This window comes from Actinokineospora inagensis DSM 44258, from assembly GCF_000482865.1.
Classification (GTDB): domain Bacteria; phylum Actinomycetota; class Actinomycetes; order Mycobacteriales; family Pseudonocardiaceae; genus Actinokineospora; species Actinokineospora inagensis.
Genome location: NZ_KI519517.1, coordinates 264797 through 282284 on the forward strand (window position 1 = coordinate 264797; position 17488 = coordinate 282284).

Below are 17488 nucleotides of genomic sequence, written 5' to 3' on the forward strand. Positions count from 1 at the left end.
GCGGACGGGCGGGCCCGCCGGTGAGGAGCGGTTACATGCTTTCCTTCATCGCCAAACGCCTGCTCTCCGGGATCGTGCTGCTCCTGGTGGTCACGAGCGGCACGTTCTTCCTGGCCCACCTGGCCATCGGCGACCCCACCCAGGGCCTGCTCGGCAACAGCGCCACCCCGGCCCAGTCGGCCGCGCTGCGCGCCAAGATCGGCTACGACGACCCGCTGCTGGTGCAGTTCTGGAACTGGCTCTCGCACGCGGCCACCGGCGACTTCGGCAAGTCCTGGCGCAGCTTCCAGCCGGTCGGTGACACACTCGCGCTGCGCATCCCGGTCACCCTTTCGGTGGTCATCGTGGCGCTGCTGCTCGCGGCCGTCTTCGGCGTGCTGATCGGCATCATCTGCGGCCTGCGCCCCGGCGGCGTCCTCGACCGCGTGCTGAAGGTCGCCTCGGTCGTGCTGTTCGCGCTGCCCGGTTTCTGGGTCAGCATCCAGTTGGTCATCCTGTTCGCGGTCAACCTGCACTGGTTCCCGGTGATCGGGTACACCTCGCCGGACAAGGACCTGGGCGGGTGGTTCCGGTCGATCACGTTGCCGTCGATCTCGCTGGCCCTCGGCGCGATCGTGCTGATCGCCGAGCAGTTGCGCAACGGCTTCATCGAGGTCGCCAACCAGGACTTCGTGCGCACCCTGCGCGCTCGCGGCCTGTCCAAGCGCCGGGTCACCATGCACGTGCTGCGCAACGCCTCGCCCGCCGCCCTCACCGTGCTGGCCCTGATGTTCGTCGGCCTGCTCGGCGGCGCGGTCGTCGTGGAGACCGTGTTCACCCTGCCCGGTATCGGCACGCTGACCCAGTCGGCGTCGCAGATCGGCGACATGCCGTCGCTGCTGGGCGTCACCGCCATCACGGTGGCGTTCGTCGTCGTCATCAACTTCCTGCTCGATCTCGTGCTCGGGTGGGTCAACCCGAAGGTGCGCGAGCGATGACCGCAGCCCCGTTCCCGACCGCGCTCGCACCCGTCAAACGGGTGTCGCTGCTGCGGCGCTTCCTGCGCAGGCCGATGGGCGTGATCGCCCTCTTCCTGTTCCTGATCGTGGTGTTCCTGGCCGTCTTCGCCCCGCTGCTGGCGAAGTTCGACCCGAACCACGTCGACTTCAACCTGGTCTACGCCCGGCCGGGCAACGGTCACGTCCTCGGCGGCGACAGCGCGGGCCGCGACCTCTACTCGCGGCTGCTCTACGGCGCCAAGACCACGCTGTGGGGCGCGCTGATCACCTGCGTCGCGGGCCTGGTGATCGGGGTGCCCGCGGGCGTGTCCGCCGGGTACTTCGGCGGCACCCTGGACCGGATCCTGACCTGGATCAGCGACGCGCTGCAGTCCGTCCCGGCCATGATCGTGCTGCTGGTCGTCGCGGCGGGCTCCGGCCAGTCCTTCCCGGTCCTGATGATCGCCCTCGGCGTCTTCCTCGCCCCTGGCTACTACCGGATCAGCCGGGCGCGGGCGATGTCCGTGCGCCGCGAGCCCTACATCGACGCCGCCAGGGTCTCCGGCATGACCAACGCGCGCATCCTGCGCACGCACATGATGCGCGCGGTCTACCCGCCGCTGGTGGTGCAGACGGCGCTGACCGCGGGCATCGCCATCGGCATGCAGGCGGGCCTGCAGTTCCTCGGCATCGGCTCGGCGAGCACGCCGAGCTGGGGCCAGATGATGAACGACGGGTTCCGCAACATCCTGAGCTACCCGATCCTGCTGCTCTGGCCGTCGATCATCCTCGGCGTCACCGTCGCCGCGCTGGCGCTGATGGGCTCGACGCTGGCCGACCTGATCAGCGTCCGCGCCGAGCAGCCGACGCCGCGGCTGCGGGCCAAGGCCAGGCAGTGGATGGCCACGCCGCCCGCCGCGTCCGACCTGCCCGCCCGCGAGCCCAGCGGCATGCACGCCCACCAGATCGAGAACTGCGCCCTGCGGGTGGACAACCTGCGGGTCGGCTACGCCACCAAGGCGGGCCTCAAGGAGGTCGTGCGCGGGGTCTCGCTGGACGCCGCCCCGGGTGAGGTGCTCGGCATCGTCGGCGAGTCCGGCTCGGGCAAGACGCAGACCAGCTTCGCCGTGCTCGACCTGCTGCCCTCGGGCGGCACCGCGGTCGCCGACGGCATCTGGATCGGCGGCAAGGAGGTCTCCCGGCTCTCCGCCAAGGACCGCACCGCGCTGCTCGGCCGGGAGATCGCCTACGTGCCGCAGGAGCCGCTGTCCAACCTCGACCCGTGCTACACGGTGGAGCGGCAGCTCGTCGAGCCGCTGCGCCGGGTGCACGGCATGTCCAAGGCCGACGCCCGCAAGCGTGCCCGCGAAGTCCTGGTCCGGGTGGGCATCACCGACCCCGACCGGGTACTGCGCTCGTACCCGCACCAGATCTCCGGCGGCATGGCGCAGCGCGTGCTCATCGCGGGCGCGGTGTCCGGGCGGCCGTCGCTGCTCATCGCCGACGAGCCCACCACGGCGCTGGACGTCACCGTGCAGGCCGAGGTGCTCGAACTGCTGCGCGAGCTGCAGCGGGAGTACGGCATGGCGCTGATGATCGTGACGCACAACTTCGGCGTGGTCGCCGACATCTGCGACCGGGTCGTGGTGATGAAGGACGGCCGGATCGTCGAGACCGGCGCGGTGGAGCGGATCTTCCGCTCGCCGGAGGACCCGTACACCGCCGAGCTGATCAGCGCGTCCCTCGACGACGCCGACGGACGGCACGAACTGGACGAGGCGTGGGCGGCCAACGGCTCGTCCGCCGCCGAGGGCCGCAGCGCCGCGCACGCGGCCGGAGAGGACGGCGCACGATGAGCGGGGACACCTCGCCACTGCTGCGGGTCGACGACCTGGTGGTGGACTACCGGCTGGCCCGCGGGGTCCGGTTCCGCGCGCTCAAGGGCGTGTCCATCACCGTCGGCGCCGGTGAGTGCGTCGGCCTGGTGGGGGAGAGCGGCTCGGGCAAGTCGACACTGGGACGGGCCCTGCTGGGCCTGGCCCCGGTCGAGTCCGGGAAGGTCACCTTCGACGGGCAGGACATCACCCACGCGAAGGGCACCGCCCGCCGGAAGCTGGCCAACGACATCCAGGTCGTCTTCCAGGACCCGTACGGCTCGCTCGACCCCACCATGACGGTCGAGGAGATCCTGGCCGAGCCGCTGGAAGTCACCGGCACGTCGAAGAAGCAGGCGCGCGCGGTGGTCGCCGAGATGCTCGACCGGGTCCGGCTGCCCGGCGACGCCGTGCACCGCTACCCCAGCGAGTTCTCCGGCGGCCAGCGCCAGCGCATCGCCATCGCGCGGGCCCTGGTCCGGCGGCCCCGGCTCATCGTCTGCGACGAGCCGGTCAGCGCGCTGGACCTGACCACCCAGGCGACCATCCTGGACCTGTTCATCGACCTGCAGCGCGAGACCGGGGTCGCGTACCTGTTCATCTCGCACGACCTGGGCGTGGTCCGCCGGGTCTGCCACCGCACGTCGGTGATGTACCAGGGTGAGATCGTCGAGTCCGGGCACACCAGGGCGGTCACCGAGGAACCCGACCACCCGTACACCAGGCGGCTGCTGCTGGCCGCCCCGGTCGCCGACCCGGCGCGCCAGGCCGAGCGCCGGGCCGCCTGGCTCGGCCTGCGCGACTCGGCCTAGTCCGGGGTCGGGGAGGCACCATGCCGAAGGTCATCGATCACGACCAGCGGCGCCGGGAAATCGTCGAGGTCGCCAAGAGGCTGATCGCCGAAGGGGGTTTCGAGGCGGCGACGATGCGCAGCATCGTCACCGCCGCCGGTTTCGCCAACGGCGCGCTCAAGCACTACTTCGCGGGCAAGGACGGCATCATCGCGGCCACCTTCGAGAGCGTCCTGGAGGAGACCGCGCAGCGGATGTCCGAACTGGACCAGGACCTCGGCCCGGTCGACTCGCTGCACGGTTTCGTCGAGGCGGCGATGCCGCTGGACGCGGAGCGGATCACCTCGGCCAGGGTGCTGCTGGTGCTGTGGGGCCATTCCGTGGCCAACGCCGACCTGGCGACCCAGTACCGGCAGTTGCTGACGCTGTGGCGGGCCGAGCTGACCCGCCGCATCGCCGCGGCCTGGGACTGCGGTGAGGACGCCGACGGCCCCGCCGTCGGCGTGCTCGCCGACGAGATCATCTCGGTCACCATCGGGGCGAACGTGACCAGCCTGATGCACCCGGTCGGGGCACTGGTGGACCGGTACACCGCGTACATCGATGAGCTGATGGCGCGCGTTTCCGGCTGATCCGGGCTGGACCGGCGTCCAGGTAATGTCTACGCTCGTAGAATGAACAGCTCTCCCGCGCTGACCACCCTGACCCGGCCGGACGCCGCCGTGTCCGGCCCGCCGGTCGTGCTCATCCACGGTTTCGCCACCAGCGCCGCCATCGACTGGCCCGCCGACCGCTGGGCCGCCCCACTGGCCGCCGCGGGCCGCGAGACGATCGCCGTGCACCTGCCCGGCCACGCGGGCGCCCCCGCCGTCGCGTCGGCCGACGAGGTCACCACCACCGAGTTGCTGCGCCGCCTCGCCGAGGAGATCGGCACCGAGGAGGTCGACCTCGTTGGCTACTCGCTGGGCGCCCGGATCGCCTGGGACCTGGCCGCCACCGGCGCGCTCAAGGTCCGCAAACTGGTCCTCGGCGGCCTCAGCCCGATGGAGCCCTTCGCCGTCGTCGACCTCGCCGCCGCCCGCGCCGCCGTCCAAGGTGGACCCCCGCCCACCGACATGATCACCGGCTTTATCGCGAACATGGTGGCAGGCCAGGACTCCGACTCGCTGCTGCGCCTGGTCGAGGGCCTCGCCCGCGAACCGTTCGACCCGGCAGGCCGCGCCCCCGAGGTCCCAACCCTGTTCCTGGCAGGCGATCAGGACCCGATGTCCCAGGGCATCGACAGCCTGGTCACCCGCGTCCCCGGCGCAGAGCTGCAACGCGTCCCCGGCGACCACGTCGGCGCCCTCGCGGGCGACGACCTGCGGTCCGCGGTGTTCGGCTTCCTGGGGGTCTGATCTTCCGGAACTCCAGACGGCGCGGTGCAGACCTGCACCGCGCCGTCTTCGTCGTTTGTGGACTGTCCTGATCAGCCGATCCGTTGCCCGTAGACGTGGTCGACCGTCATGACCATGAGGACGCGCCGGTCGGCGACCATGACCGCGCGGTACTCGTCCCAGTCCGGGTGTTCGCCCGCCGCCAGTCGGTAGTAGTCGACCAGGGCCTGCACCTCGGGTCCGTGTGGATCGTCGCCAGGGCCGGTCAGCGTGGCCACGCCCTCGGCGGTGGCCCAGGACCGGCCGTTGGCGGCGGTGACCTCCAGGGTGGCGCGCGGGTCTCGCCGGAGGTTGGCCGTCTTGGCCCGGCCCTCGGTCATCGAGACGTAGACGAGTCCGGCTGTGGTGTCGTAGAACGGCTGCACCGGTGACAGTTGCGGTCTGCCGTCCGCCTTGATGGTGGCGAGCACGCCGAGGTTGCTTTCCGCGAGCAGCGCGCGGGGGTCGAACGTCGTTGTGGTCATGTCGGTGCCAAGCAACCACCGGTCGTGCCTATTCCCGGTGGGAGCGTTCACCGAAACGACCCCGTCAGCCGCGAATGTTGCGGCTTGACCTGCGCGCCGTGCCCCGGAGACGGGTGAACGATCACAGCCTGCGTGGTGGTGATGGCCGGGCGTTGTGGGCACACCGGATGCGCGCGACGGTGGTTCGGTAGGCCGCCGGACCCGGTCGGATGTGTTCAAGTCCTTATCCCACAAGGAGAAATCTCGTGGATCGACAGATTCTGCGGCGTGGCTGCTCACCGTGCCCACCGTCAAGGAGACGTCGAGGACCGAGCGGCCCGCCACGTGGGTCATCAACAGCGATGGGTACTCGCACTGGGCGGCGGTAGGGTCGACGGCGACCAGCCCGGGGGCCAGGACGTCGGTCCCGACGAGCAGCGTCAGGGCGTCGGCCTCCCGGTTCAGCCAGTCCTCGGCCTGCTCCGCCTGGATCGGGTTGGCGACACTGCGCAGCACGAGGTGCCGGGTGCCCCCGGCTGGCGACGACCGGCGCCAACGGTCCCGGCAGCACGCCGCTGTGTCGAGTGTGGACGTTCACCGCTTTCCGTCGGAACCGTTCACGGCCGGGCCGTTGCCGACCGGGAACGTCCCGGGTGCGCGGTGTGATCCGCTCGGGGCGCTGGTGAACGATCACGGCAGGCGTGGTGGCGATGGTCAGGTGTTGTCGGGGCGGCGGTTGCGCGCGACGGTGGGCTGGTAGGCCGCCGGACCCGGTCGGATGTGTTCAAGTCCTTATCCCACAAGGAGAAATCTCGTGGATCGACAGATTCTGCGGCGCGGGGTGCTTGCCGTGCCCACCGTGGCGTTGGCAATGGTGTGTGTGGTGAGCCCGGCGGTGGCTGACTCGTCGCTGCCGAACGGGCTGATCAAGACCGGTGACCACATCGGTGTCGTCAAGGAGATCGTGCCAACGCGCGCCGCGATGACCGCGCCGATGGTGGCGAAGAAGCTGACCTACACCCAGCAGGTGCAGCAGCAGGACAACTGGTGCTGGGCCGCGACCGGCGCCAGCATCGAGCGCTCGTTGGGCGGCACCGCCACCCAGCGGACGTTCTGCGCGGCGGGCAAAGGCGCGCAGCCGGGGTACTGCCCGAACGAGGGCGCGGAGATCCCGGAGATCGTCCGCGGGTTCCAGGGCACCGGCTTCCAGGCCCAGGACGCGGGTGGCACCGTCAGCTACGCCACCATCGTGGGCCAGATCGACGCCGGGAGCCCCAGCCTGACCGGCATCTACTGGACCTCCGGCGGCGGGCACGCCGAGGTCATCTACGGCTACGACCAGGCGAACAAGACGATCCTGCTCGGCGACCCGTGGCCGTCGTACCAGCGGTATCAGACCTGGGCGTACAACCGGTACCTGAGCAACGCCCAGTTCCAGTGGGGCGACACGATCGTGAACATCACCAAGGGCTGAGCCGCGCAACGGCCGGACGTGTGCGGGGTCGCGCGCACGTCCGGCCGTCGCAGTGGTCGGGCTTGTGGCCCTCAGGTGCCTACCTGGGCAGCGTGCAACCCGGTGCGGTCAGGGTGAACTGGTTGCCGGTGGTGATGCAGGCCGGGATGTTGTAGGTCTCCTGGGCGTAGCCGATGTTGGCGTGCACGGTGACCTGTCCGGTCTGCGATACCTCGCACGGGTTGTTCAGCGTGCAGCGCTGCCCGTCCTCGTTGATGGTGTTGTTGATCGCCACGACCTTGCCGCTGCTGTTGTCGATGACCGGCGACCCGGAGGTGCCGCCGATGACGTTGCACGGCGCGGTGTAGCGGACCGAGTCGGTCCAGGTCCAGTTGCTCTCCTTGACCTGGTAGGCGAATCCGTCGACGTTGCAGTTGTAGATCCGCTTCCAGTACCCGGACACGACCGAGATGTTCGCACCCTGGGTCGGGTGCGTGGTGGACAGCTCCAGCGCGCGGGTCTGGTACCGCGACTGGATCTGCGCGTAGGTGCTGCCGACCTGGTAGAACGACACGTCGGTGTTCTTCATCGTGGCGTAGGCCAGCTTCGTCGCGCGCAGCGTGCCCAGCGAGTTGCCGCTGGGGCCGAGCAGGGTGAACGTCCGGCTCGACGCCTGGTTGACGATCACCTCGTTCGCGCCCATCAGCTTCACGCAGTGCCCGTTGGCCATCACCAGCGCCGGATCGCTGTCCTTGGCGGCGGGGGGACGGACCACCGAGCCGGAACAGTTGTCGAGCGCGACGATCGCCGAGAAGTTGGCGGCGGCCACGGCGGTGTCCGCGGGGGCCGGGCTGGCGGTTAACACCGCTCCGGCCAACGCGGCGGTGAGCACGCCCACCACTCGCTTCATCATCGAAAGGTCCTTCCGATAGCAGGGTTTGCCACCGGACAGACTCATCCGCGCGCCGTTCACTCACCACCCCCGATCGGGTGGCAACGAAACCCGGCAAACCGGCTGCCCGCAGAAGAATCGGGCGCGGTCGTGACGAGGGGTGCGCGCGAAGTCCACGTTCGACCGGCCGGCTACCACCCACTGGTCCATTCGAGTGATCAAGGCCGGTGGCCCCGAATGTTCGCCGCCCGGCGGACGATGCCGCCAGTGTTGATCTTGCGTCGAGCCCCGGAGTGTCCACCGTGTACGAATCCCCGTCGTTGACCCCGCTCAGCTACCGCACGAAGTTCGCCGGGCCGTCGGTGGGGACCGAGCAGGAGTTCCTCGGGGTGCGGGTGGGCAAGAAGGCGAACGGCGGGTCGTTGCTCGCCGAGGTGGTCAAGGACGGCGAACTGCTGGTGCAGGTCACGACGGACATCGGCGGTGGTGGGGACGCGCCGGAGGGCTACCGCGGCTACACGCTGGAGCTCAAGACCAGTCCGACCGAGGTCTCCGACGATGGCGGGTGGTCGCGGCGCACCAACGCCGTCAAGGAGGTGCTGAACGCCATCGGCCAGTTCGTGCTGAGCAAGGACGACTGCTCGTTCACCACCGGGGACCTCGGCGAGTTCGAGGTGGTCGTCCACAACTCCGACCACGTGGTGTACAAGGACTCGTCGTCGAGCGGTGTCACCCGCAGCAGCAAGCACGCGACCTACGGCCTGCCGTTCGCGCACCTCGGCACCGACGAGTCGGGCGCCGAACTGGTGCGGGCGGCGGGCTGGTACCGCGAGTGGTCGGTGGAGTTCGACAAGATCACCGGTGAGTGGGCCGACGAGAACCGCGCCCGCGCGGTCTTCTACTACCTGCGGTCCGTGCTGCTCAAGCTCACCGACCTGACCTCCTCGTACTCCTTGGCGGTGCACAACCTCAAGGAGCTCAAGGGTTTCACGGGCAACCTCTACGACTCGCACGTCAAGAACAAGTGGGGGGTCCTGCCGAGGACGGCGCCGTGGCGCGCGTTCGACCTGTTGTCGATCGGCGACCAGAAGCTCCTCAAGCCCACCCTGGTGGCCCGCCCCAACGAGGTCACCGACCAGGCGATCTGGACCGCCGCCGTCTGGCACATCGTGCAGGGACTCGACCTCGCGGGCCACGCCCCGACACCGCCGGTGTTCACCGAGGTCGAACTCCCCGGCACGCTGTTCGAGTTCCGCTCCTCGATCCCGGTGACCTTCAAGCACGCCTTCGTCGTGCTGGAGGGCGAGAGCGTCGGATTCGCGGGCGACAAGCCCACCAAGGTGAACATCGACCCCTCGGACACGGTCAACATCCTCCGGGTCAGCCTGAAACCCCCGTACCAGGAGGACTCGGACTCGGACGATTCCGACTCCGACGACTGATCTGCCGCGCGTTCGCCCGGCCGTCAATCGGCAACATCCGCCTTTTCCCGCGCGAAGGCACCGATGATTGTCGGTTGCGGCCGTGCGCGGACTTCCCGTACAGAGGAATGGACGGCGGGGGAGAGCCGCCGCCATTCGCCGACCACGGGGGGGTTCGCGATGAACGGCCATGTGACAACGACGGTCCGGTACCTGGCACCGAGTTGGCGGGATGTGGACAAGGTGCCGATCATCGCCGGGTGGGCCGACCTGGCCGCCCACACGGTCGCGCACACGGTGGACGTGCACGACGCCCACGCGACGGACTGCGATGTGGAGACCACCGGCTTCCAGCGCGTCCCGCACCGCACGGCCGTCACCGATTTCCGCGACCCGGCGGCCGTCACCCGCACGTATTTCCCGGAGGTCGCCGCGCTGGTTGGTGAACTCACCGGGGCCGACCACGCGATAGTGACCCACCACTTCATCCGATGGGGTCATCCGGCAGATTTCGACGCGGGCTACGCCGGATTCCTGCACGGTGACAAACCGCTCACCGACCCCGTCGGCTATTCCTGGGACCGCGTCGACGAGCTCGACCTGCGCCTCGACCCGGCCGACGACTGGGAGTTCGCCTGGTACAACACGTGGCAGCCGGTCGACCACCCGGCGACCCGCAACCCGCTCGCCCTCATCGACGCGCGCACCGTCGCCGCCGCCGACTACCACCCCTACAGCTACGACGGCGGCGCCACCCCGAACCTGGAGACCGTGCCGCTGCACAACCCGGCGCACCGCTTCCACTACTTCCCGGACCTCACCCCGGACGAGCTGATTGTCTTCAAACAACTGGAAACCCGCCCGGCCCGCACCCCGACCTGCCTGCACTCGGCGATCGACACCCCGGCCCCGCCGGACACCCCGCTGCGCCGCAGCATCGAGGTCCGCTGGATGTGCGCGTTCCGGCGGTGATGTCCACACGGGAGTTGGTCCGGTCGGGAACACGCGCGGCGCACAGCGCGTTGCGCTGGTTGGCCGACTGATCAAGCAGGGGAGCGTGGCATGGCGGAGTTGCTGGACCTCGACAGCGAGTTCGGCGCCCGGATAGCGCGGCGGCTGGCGACGGACATCGCCGGCTGGTTGACCTCGGTCGACCAGGCCGGGACGCCCCAACCCACCCCGGTGTGGTTCTGGTGGGACGGCGCCACCGCCCTCATCTACAGCATGCCGTCCGCCAAGCGACTGGCCCGGCTGCGGACCAACCCGAACACCGCCCTCCTCCTCGCCGACACCGTCGGCCACGACTTCGCCGTCCTCACCGGCACCCTCACCGAGGCCCCGGAAGCCCCACCCGCCGACCAACACCCCGACTACGTCGCCAAGTACGCCGAGTCAATCGAACGCCTCTTCGGCACCCCCACCAACTTCGCCGCACGCTTCACCATCCCCCTCCACTTCACCCCAACCCGAGCCCGCGGCGCCTGAGCCCCCTCAAGAAGCACCGTGTCCGTCCCACGCCGCGCTCCACGGTCACCATCGGCGGCACCGCTCGCCCCGGCGATGGCACCGACCGCGGTTGTGCACTTGCCGAATCGGACGGCTACCACCCAGCCCTCACCGAGTCCCAGCCCTCACCACCGGCGACCGCACCCACCACAACAACATCGACAACCACACCTACTCGAACTTCCGCTGGCACCAACCCGCCTCCGGGCGGCCCCCACCCTTCCCGGGGGGCGTCCCCGAGGCCAGTCTACCGGTTGGGCGAGATCGACAGGGGGTGGTGCTGTTGGCTGTGGGCAACCGGGAAGGTTGTGGACAACTCAAGCCCTACATCCGGGATCGGGGCGGCAGCGGTGCCGGCCAACACGCGAGCCACGTCTTCCAGATCGGACAGTCGGTCCCGAGGACGTCGCGCTGCCACTGCGGTTGGCGGGGACGGGGCGTCGAGGTCGGGAATGGTTGGCCCGCTTGGAAGTCGCACGCGGTGCCCACCAATCGCAAGGGGGCGACTTGGGCGTCGACCCCGCGAGTTCGGCAGTGCGCTCAGGGGGGCAGTCATGGGCACGGTGCTGACCGGTTCGGCGCCGCGTTGCCATCGGAGGCCAGGCACACGGTCGTACAGGTGCCGGATCGTCATCGCCGCGGTCGTCTCGGGCTGGTCCTTGTCGTGTTGCGGTCGTGGCGGGCGCGGCGTAGCCAGGGAGTGTCGACCTTGAAGGAGAACTGACATGCGCGTGTTCGTCACCGGCGCCACCGGGTGGATTGGCTCGGCCGTCGTCGACCAGTTGCTTGACGCCGGGCACGAGGTCACCGGTCTCGCCCGCTCGGACGCCTCCGCCGCCGCGCTGCGGGCCAAGGGGGCCCGCGCCCACCCGGGAGACCTCGACGACCTGGACGGAATCCGGGCGGGCAGCGCGGCCGCTGACGCCGTCGTCCACCTGGCCAACAAGCACGACTTCGTCCACCCGGAGGTCAGCGACCGCGCCGAACGCGATGCCGTCCAGGTCATCGGCGACACGCTCGAAGGCTCCCACCGCCCGTTCGTGGTCGCCTCGGGCCTGGGGCTGCTGTCGCCCGGTGGAGTGGCAACAGAAGCGGACCGATCTCCGTTCCACGGCCCGGAATCGCCGCGCGGCGGCAGCGAGAACCTGGCCCTGGAGTACGCCGACAAGGGTGTGAACACGATCATCGCCCGTTTCGCGCCCACCGTGCACGGGGCGGGCGACCACGGTTTCGTCGCCGTCCTGGTGGCCGCCGCCCGTTCGCGGTCGAGTTCGGGTTACGTCGGTGACGGCGCCAACCGCTGGTCCGCTGTGCACCGCACCGACGCCGCCCGACTCGTCCGCTTGGCGATCGACAAGGAAGCCCCCGCGGGCACGATCCTGCACGCGGCCGCCGAGTCCGGTGTCCCGACGCGCGCCATCGCCGAGGGGATCGGTCAGGGTTTGGGTCTGCCGGTCGTCTCCGTCGCCGAGGACGACGCCGCCGCCCACTTCGGTTGGCTCGGCCGCTTCTTCGCCCTCGACATGACCGCCACGGCCGACACGACCCGCGCCCTCCTCGGTTGGTCACCCACCGGCCCAACCCTGCTGGAAGACCTTCCGAATTACTTCTAGAACGGGGTCAGTTGTAAGGCCGCCACATGAATTCGCCGCTGTCGTTGCACGTCCATTGGATGATCCAGGCGCCGGGGTTGGTGCGGCCACCGCCGACGGCGACGCATTTGCCGGTGTGGACGTTCTGGAACTTGTAGGCGCCGGGGAACGCGGGTGAGGTGGAGGGGATCAGGGTGAAGATCTCGTCGGCCGTGCCGTTGCAGTCGTAGATGCCGACGGGGGCGCCGTCGGAGGTGTTGCCGCTCCAGATGGACAGGCACTGGCCGTTGGCCTCGCTGACGAGTTCGTAGTTGTTGCCGCCGGTGTTCGTCGCGTACCAGTAGATGGTGGGGTCGCCGTTGGGGGAGCAGTTCTCCTGCCGGTTCGCGCCCCGCTGGTTGGGGGCCCAGGCCAGGCAGAGCCCGCTGTTGGTGTTGCCCCACCGGTAGGTGCCGTTGGGGATGACGCCGGTGACCGTGGCGTCCGCCGGTGCCGTGGCGATGATCGTGGTCAGGCCCAGTGCCACGGCCAAAGCCGCGCCGAGCCGGGCGAGACCACGTCCACGTCGGGTCGCGATGAGCATTCCCACTCCTCCGCTGTCCTGTTTACCGGGACCAGGGCAGGCGTTTTCCCGCTGATATGGGGGAAACTCTTGCCGTGGGCTGAGCGTGGTCACCGCCGAGCGGAGGTCCGGTCCGTCGACGAGCCCAGTCAGAATCCTGGAGGATCCCGTTGCGTGTCAAGATCGTCACGTGGCAGGCGGGGGAATAGGTCCAATCACCGCTTTGTGCTGAGGTGGCCGGTTTTGGTCAGGTCGAGACGATCCGCGTGGCCGCTTGGAGCAGGTGGTCCAGCAGGTCCGGATAGGACAGCCCGGCCGCCGCGAAGATCTTGGGGAGCTGGGACGCCTCCGTCATCCCCGGCATGGTGTTGACCTCGTTGAGGATTGGGCCCGACTCGGTCAGGAAGAAATCCACCCGGGCGACGCCGCGGCAGCCGAGGGCGCGGTACACGCGAAGTGCGGCGGTTGTCAGCAGCGCCGACTCGTGGTCCGACAGCGGCGCGGGCACCACGAACTTCGCCCCGCCGCTGTACTTGGCCACCGTGTCGAACAGGCCATTGTGGACAATGATCTCCAATGGCGGCCCGGTCCGCGGCCCACCCTGGGGATCGTCGAGGACGGCGATGTCGATCTCCCGTCCGATCACCAGGTGCTCCACCAGCGCCCGGTCGTCGTGCTCCAACGCGGCCAGGATCGCGGGCCGCAGCTCCGCCTCCGACCGCACCAGTCGCACTCCGAAGCTCGACCCGGCGGCCACGGGCTTCACCACCACCGGTCGCTCGAACGCCACTTCGTCCGCCGACGTCACCAGTGTGCCCGGTGCGGTGCGAACCCCAAGCGCTTCGGCCAGCAACTTGGTGGCCCACTTGTCCATCGCCAGCGCCCCCGCACGCGGCGGCGAACCCACGTACGGCAACCCCGCCAGCTCGCACAACGCGGCGATCGCGCCGTCCTCGCCCAACGGCCCGTGCAGCAACGGAAGCACGATGTCGCATGTGGACAGTGCCTGCATCGCGCCCGCGAGGCTCCCAGCAGGCGACACCCCGAACGCCCGGCCGTCGCCGTCGCACCACACGCCGTCGCGTCCGATGGTGAACGCCACCGCCTCGTACTTCGCGGGGTCGAGCGCAGCCCGAGCCGATGCCGCCGATGCCCGGGACACGTCGTGTTCGACGTTCTGCCCGCCGCCGATCACGGCCACCCTGATCCGTTGCCTCACCGCACGCTCCGCCGCACCCGGTGACCGATGCCGGTCACGATCTCGTGTGGGATGGTCCCCGCCCACACCGCCCACTCTTCGACCGTCGGCTCATCAACCGCAGGCTGGCCGCCGGGGCCGAACACCACCGCCTCGTCACCCGGTTCGACCGGGAGGTCACCCACGTCCACCACGGTCTGGTCCATCGAGATCACGCCGACGACCGGGCACCGCCTGCCCGCGACCAGCACCTGCGCCCGGCCCGACGCCGCGCGCGGCAGTCCGTCGGCGTACCCGAGGGGGAGCAGGGCGAGTGTGGTCGGACGGCCGGTCACGCTGGTGTGCCCGTACCCGACGCCGACACCAGCGCCGACCCGCCGGACCTGGGCGACCGGTGCGGTGAGCCGCAATGCCCGCCGCAACCGGGTGCTGCCGGACGGGTCGATGCCCACCAGACCCGCGCCGATCCGGACCATGTCCAGGTGCGCGCCGGGGTCGGTGAGCGTCGCGGCGGTCGCGGCCAGGTGCCGCAGCGACGGACGCAACCCGGCTCGTTCGGCCATCGCGACCCCGCGTAACAGCGCCTGTTTGCCGTGCTCGTCGGCCGAGTGACCCGGGTATGCGGACATCGCCAGGTGGCCCATGATCCCCACGACCTCCACCTGCCCGGCGAGCTCCGCCTGCCGCGCGGCGGCCATCAGGTCGGGCCACTCGTCGGGTGCGGCGCCGTCGCGGGCCAGGCCGGTGTCGAGTTGCAGGTGGACGCGGACCCGACCGCCCGCCCCGGCGATGGCCGCGAGGTGCCGGGTGCTCGGCACGGCCAGGTCGATCCGGTGCCGGACCGCGGTCGCCACGTCGACGTCCACCGGGTTCAGCCAGCTCAGCACCGGCTCGGTCAGCCCGGCCGCGCGGACGGCGACGCCCTCGGTGATCGACGTGACCCCCAGCCACGTCGCGCCGTTGGCCACCGCCGTCCTGGCCACGTCGGCGAGGCCGTGGCCGAACCCGTCGGCCTTCACCACCGCGAGGACGTCGGGCGGTCCGACCCGCACGAAGTGGCGGGTGTTCTCGGCGATGGCGGCGAGGTCGACGGTCAGGGTGGCGCAGGTGCGGGTGGCGGTCGGCGCGCTCACACCGCCACCGGGGCCCGGACCGGACCGTAGAGCGCGTGCCGCGCGCCGGTCATCAGCGCCCAGTAGCGGTCGCCGTACGACCAGTGCCACCACTCGGTCGGGTAGTTGACCAGGCCCGCCTCGCCGAGCACGCGGGCGAGCAGCGTCCGGTTGCGCCGGGCCTCGTCGTCCACGTCGGCGTGGAAGAAGCACGCGCCGCCGCTGCGCTCCGGGGTGTCGTCGATCTTGGTGCCCAGCCACAGGTCCACGCCGTCCGCGTCGACCAGGGTCAGGTCGACGGCCGCCCCCGCGACGTGCGGCGCGACCGCCATCGGCGCGACGAACCGGCTGTAGAGGCGGGTCAGCTCCACCTCGTCGGCGTCCGGGTGCAGCGACCGCAGCTCGCCCCGGTACTCGTTGATGATCGCCTGCTGGTCCGCCGCGGACCGGTACCCCTCGACGACCCGCAGGTCCACCCCGGCGGGCAGCGCGGACCGGGCCAGCGTCAGCCGCGCCGCCAGTCCCGTTCGGACGGACACGTGTGCCGCGAAGGGCAGCGGTACCAACGGATCGCCGTTGTCGAGCAGCCGAACGGCGTGCACCAGCGGGTCGGAGAGCAAGATTGCCATGGCGCCAAATGCTAGGAACGGCGCCCCGACTCCCGGGTCAGCCGGAAGGACTCCCTCGGTAACCGAACGGCCGATTCGCCGTCCCCACCCATCGGCCGATCGGCCGAGCGCCCCCTTGACGCGGGGCGAGCCGGTACCTATAGTCAACACATCGGTTGATAAAGAATCGAGTTGAGCAACATGGCTGTTGATGAGGAGCGGCTGGACCGCGCGTTCGCCGCGTTGGGCGACCCGGTGCGGCGGGCGATGATCGCGCGCCTGTCGCTGGGGGACGCGACGGTGAACGAGTTGGCCGAGCCGTTCGCCATCACGAAACAGGCGGTGTCGCGGCACATCCACGTGTTGGAGGTGGCCGGACTGATCACCCGCAGTCGGGACGCCCAGCGGCGGCCGTGTCACCTGGACGCGGCCGCGTTGGAGGAGTTGACCAGTTGGATCGACCGCTACCGGCTGGCCGCCGAGCAGCGCCACCGCAGGCTCGACGCGGTGCTGGAGAACATGGAGGAGCAGGAGAAATGAACGAGACGACGATCACCGCCCCACCTGGGACGCCGTTCATCGACATCGTCCGGGAGTTCGACGCGTCCCCGGCGCGGGTGTTCCGCGCGTGGACCGACCCGGAGATCGTCCCGGACTGGCTGGGACCCGCCGGGATGACGATGGACCTGGTTGAGTACAACGCGACACCAGGTGGCAGATACCGGTACTTCCACCGCGACGGTTCGGGGGAGCACGGCTTCCGGGGCGTCTTCCACGCCGTGGTCGCCAACGAGCGGATCGTGCAGACCTTCCAGTACGACGGTTGGCCAACCGAGGTCAGCCTGGAAACCGTGACCTTCGAAGACCTCGGCGGCCGCACCCGCGTCCACACCCACGCGGTGTACCCGTCGGTCGAGAGCCGGGACGCGATGATCGCCAGCGGCATGGAACGCGGCGTGCTGGACTCGATGTCGCGTTTGGACGGAGTGTTGACCCGATGAGCAAGGTCCTGTGTTCAATGGCCGCCTCCGTCGACGGTTTCGTCACCGGCCGGAACTCCGTCCCCGGCCGTGGTCTCGGCGACGGGGGTGTGCTGCACGACTGGTACTGGAACGGCGACACCCCGAGCACCGTGGTCCCGCAGTTCCGCCTCTCCGAGGTCACCCGCCGCTTCGTCGACCCCTTCGCCGCCAGCGTCGGCGCGGTCGTCGCCGGCCGCACCAGCTACGACGACACCAACGGTTGGGGTGGCGGCAGCCCACACCTCAACGCCCCGCTCATCGTCGTCAGCCACCGCCCCGCGCCGCCCGACGCGCCTCAACAATTCGTCACCACCATCGAGGAGGCGGTCGCGGCGGGCCGCGCCGCCGCCGGTGACCTCAATGTGGCGTTGATGGGCGGCGGGGTGCTCACCTCGGCCCTCATCGCGGGGCTGGTCGACGAGATCGTCATCCACCAGGTCCCCATCCTCCTCGGCGCGGGCCGTCGACTCTTCCAGGACCTGCCTGCCCACGTGCCCCTCACCCTCGTCCAGGTCGTACCCGCCCCCGGGGTCACCCACCTCCACTACCGAGTGGAGCGATGACCGTGCGCGCATGACGGACAACTCGCGCGGGCAGCCGG

19 protein-coding genes are annotated in these 17488 nt (G+C 70.1%); 13 read left to right on the forward strand and 6 right to left on the reverse strand.

The features are described 5' to 3' along the window. Positions 1-35: 35 nt before the first annotated feature. Genes H504_RS0129110 through H504_RS0129130 form a run of 5 tightly spaced genes read left to right on the forward strand, consistent with a single transcriptional unit; the run spans position 36 to position 5039 of the window. Complete coding sequence (locus tag H504_RS0129110) at positions 36-977, forward strand: ABC transporter permease (RefSeq protein WP_026425664.1); 942 nt, start codon at positions 36-38, stop codon at positions 975-977. Next, on the forward strand, positions 974-2833 hold the full coding sequence (locus H504_RS0129115; protein ID WP_035306622.1) for a dipeptide/oligopeptide/nickel ABC transporter permease/ATP-binding protein: 1860 nt from the start codon (positions 974-976) through the stop codon (positions 2831-2833). The genes H504_RS0129110 and H504_RS0129115 overlap by 4 nt, the downstream gene beginning before the upstream one ends. Continuing rightward, complete coding sequence (locus H504_RS0129120; RefSeq protein ID WP_026425666.1) at positions 2830-3663, forward strand: ATP-binding cassette domain-containing protein; 834 nt, start codon at positions 2830-2832, stop codon at positions 3661-3663. The genes H504_RS0129115 and H504_RS0129120 overlap by 4 nt, the downstream gene beginning before the upstream one ends. Before the next feature lie 20 nt (positions 3664-3683). After that, positions 3684-4274, forward strand: a complete 591-nt coding sequence (locus H504_RS0129125; protein WP_026425667.1) for a TetR/AcrR family transcriptional regulator — start codon at positions 3684-3686, stop codon at positions 4272-4274. 42 nt (positions 4275-4316) lie between these two features. Beyond that, positions 4317-5039 carry an alpha/beta fold hydrolase gene (locus H504_RS0129130; protein WP_026425668.1) on the forward strand — a complete coding sequence of 241 codons (723 nt, stop codon included), beginning with the start codon at positions 4317-4319 and terminating at the stop codon, positions 5037-5039. Positions 5040-5110: 71 nt separating this feature from the next. On the opposite strand, the gene H504_RS0129135 is transcribed toward H504_RS0129130, so the two are convergent. Next, the gene (locus H504_RS0129135; RefSeq protein WP_026425669.1) at positions 5111-5542 is read right to left on the reverse strand and encodes a PPOX class F420-dependent oxidoreductase; all 432 of its coding nucleotides are present in this window, start codon (positions 5540-5542) and stop codon (positions 5111-5113) included. A gap of 793 nt (positions 5543-6335) precedes the next feature. Between H504_RS0129135 and H504_RS0129140 the strand changes: the two genes are divergently transcribed. Continuing rightward, a complete protein-coding gene (locus H504_RS0129140) occupies positions 6336-6995 on the forward strand; it encodes a papain-like cysteine protease family protein (RefSeq protein WP_026425670.1) in 660 nt (219 codons plus the stop codon). Between the two features lie 79 nt (positions 6996-7074). Here H504_RS0129140 and H504_RS0129145 read toward each other — a convergent pair whose 3' ends face one another. Then, positions 7075-7887, reverse strand: coding sequence for a S1 family peptidase (locus tag H504_RS0129145; RefSeq protein ID WP_026425671.1), 813 nt, complete (start codon positions 7885-7887; stop codon positions 7075-7077). A 272-nt stretch (positions 7888-8159) separates the two neighbouring features. On the opposite strand from H504_RS0129145, the gene H504_RS0129150 reads away from it, so the two are divergent. From H504_RS0129150 to H504_RS0129165, 4 genes are all read left to right on the forward strand, one after another. After that, positions 8160-9308, forward strand: a complete 1149-nt coding sequence (locus H504_RS0129150; protein ID WP_026425672.1) for an actin cross-linking domain-containing toxin — start codon at positions 8160-8162, stop codon at positions 9306-9308. A gap of 159 nt (positions 9309-9467) precedes the next feature. After that, a complete protein-coding gene (locus H504_RS37615; RefSeq protein WP_157440703.1) occupies positions 9468-10259 on the forward strand; it encodes a CmcJ/NvfI family oxidoreductase in 792 nt (263 codons plus the stop codon). 90 nt (positions 10260-10349) lie between these two features. Next, positions 10350-10772, forward strand: coding sequence for a TIGR03667 family PPOX class F420-dependent oxidoreductase (locus H504_RS0129160; protein ID WP_026425673.1), 423 nt, complete (start codon positions 10350-10352; stop codon positions 10770-10772). A gap of 746 nt (positions 10773-11518) precedes the next feature. Continuing rightward, positions 11519-12406 carry an SDR family oxidoreductase gene (locus H504_RS0129165; RefSeq protein WP_026425674.1) on the forward strand — a complete coding sequence of 296 codons (888 nt, stop codon included), beginning with the start codon at positions 11519-11521 and terminating at the stop codon, positions 12404-12406. 7 nt (positions 12407-12413) lie between these two features. Here the strand turns inward: H504_RS0129165 and H504_RS0129170 are convergent, their stop codons facing one another. The 4 genes from H504_RS0129170 to H504_RS0129185 form a co-directional block, all read right to left on the reverse strand. Next, positions 12414-12968: an RICIN domain-containing protein gene (locus H504_RS0129170; RefSeq protein ID WP_026425675.1), complete on the reverse strand. Its 555-nt coding sequence runs from the start codon at positions 12966-12968 to the stop codon at positions 12414-12416. A 226-nt stretch (positions 12969-13194) separates the two neighbouring features. Further along, complete coding sequence (locus H504_RS0129175; protein WP_026425676.1) at positions 13195-14166, reverse strand: D-alanine--D-alanine ligase family protein; 972 nt, start codon at positions 14164-14166, stop codon at positions 13195-13197. Continuing rightward, complete coding sequence (gene alr / locus H504_RS0129180) at positions 14163-15278, reverse strand: alanine racemase (RefSeq protein WP_026425677.1); 1116 nt, start codon at positions 15276-15278, stop codon at positions 14163-14165. The genes H504_RS0129175 and alr overlap by 4 nt, the downstream gene beginning before the upstream one ends. Then, complete coding sequence (locus H504_RS0129185) at positions 15275-15886, reverse strand: M15 family metallopeptidase (RefSeq protein WP_026425678.1); 612 nt, start codon at positions 15884-15886, stop codon at positions 15275-15277. The genes alr and H504_RS0129185 overlap by 4 nt, the downstream gene beginning before the upstream one ends. A 180-nt stretch (positions 15887-16066) precedes the next feature. Here H504_RS0129185 and H504_RS0129190 point away from each other — a divergent pair, with 180 nt between their 5' ends. The 3 genes from H504_RS0129190 to H504_RS0129200 are packed head-to-tail and all read left to right on the forward strand — an operon-like array spanning position 16067 to position 17450. Beyond that, the gene (locus tag H504_RS0129190; protein ID WP_026425679.1) at positions 16067-16405 is read left to right on the forward strand and encodes an ArsR/SmtB family transcription factor; all 339 of its coding nucleotides are present in this window, start codon (positions 16067-16069) and stop codon (positions 16403-16405) included. Further along, positions 16402-16866: an SRPBCC family protein gene (locus tag H504_RS0129195; RefSeq protein WP_026425680.1), complete on the forward strand. Its 465-nt coding sequence runs from the start codon at positions 16402-16404 to the stop codon at positions 16864-16866. The genes H504_RS0129190 and H504_RS0129195 overlap by 4 nt, the downstream gene beginning before the upstream one ends. Further along, positions 16863-17450 (forward strand): dihydrofolate reductase family protein, encoded by a 588-nt coding sequence (locus H504_RS0129200; protein WP_026425681.1) that lies wholly within the window; start codon positions 16863-16865, stop codon positions 17448-17450. The genes H504_RS0129195 and H504_RS0129200 overlap by 4 nt, the downstream gene beginning before the upstream one ends. Positions 17451-17488 lie beyond the last annotated feature (38 nt).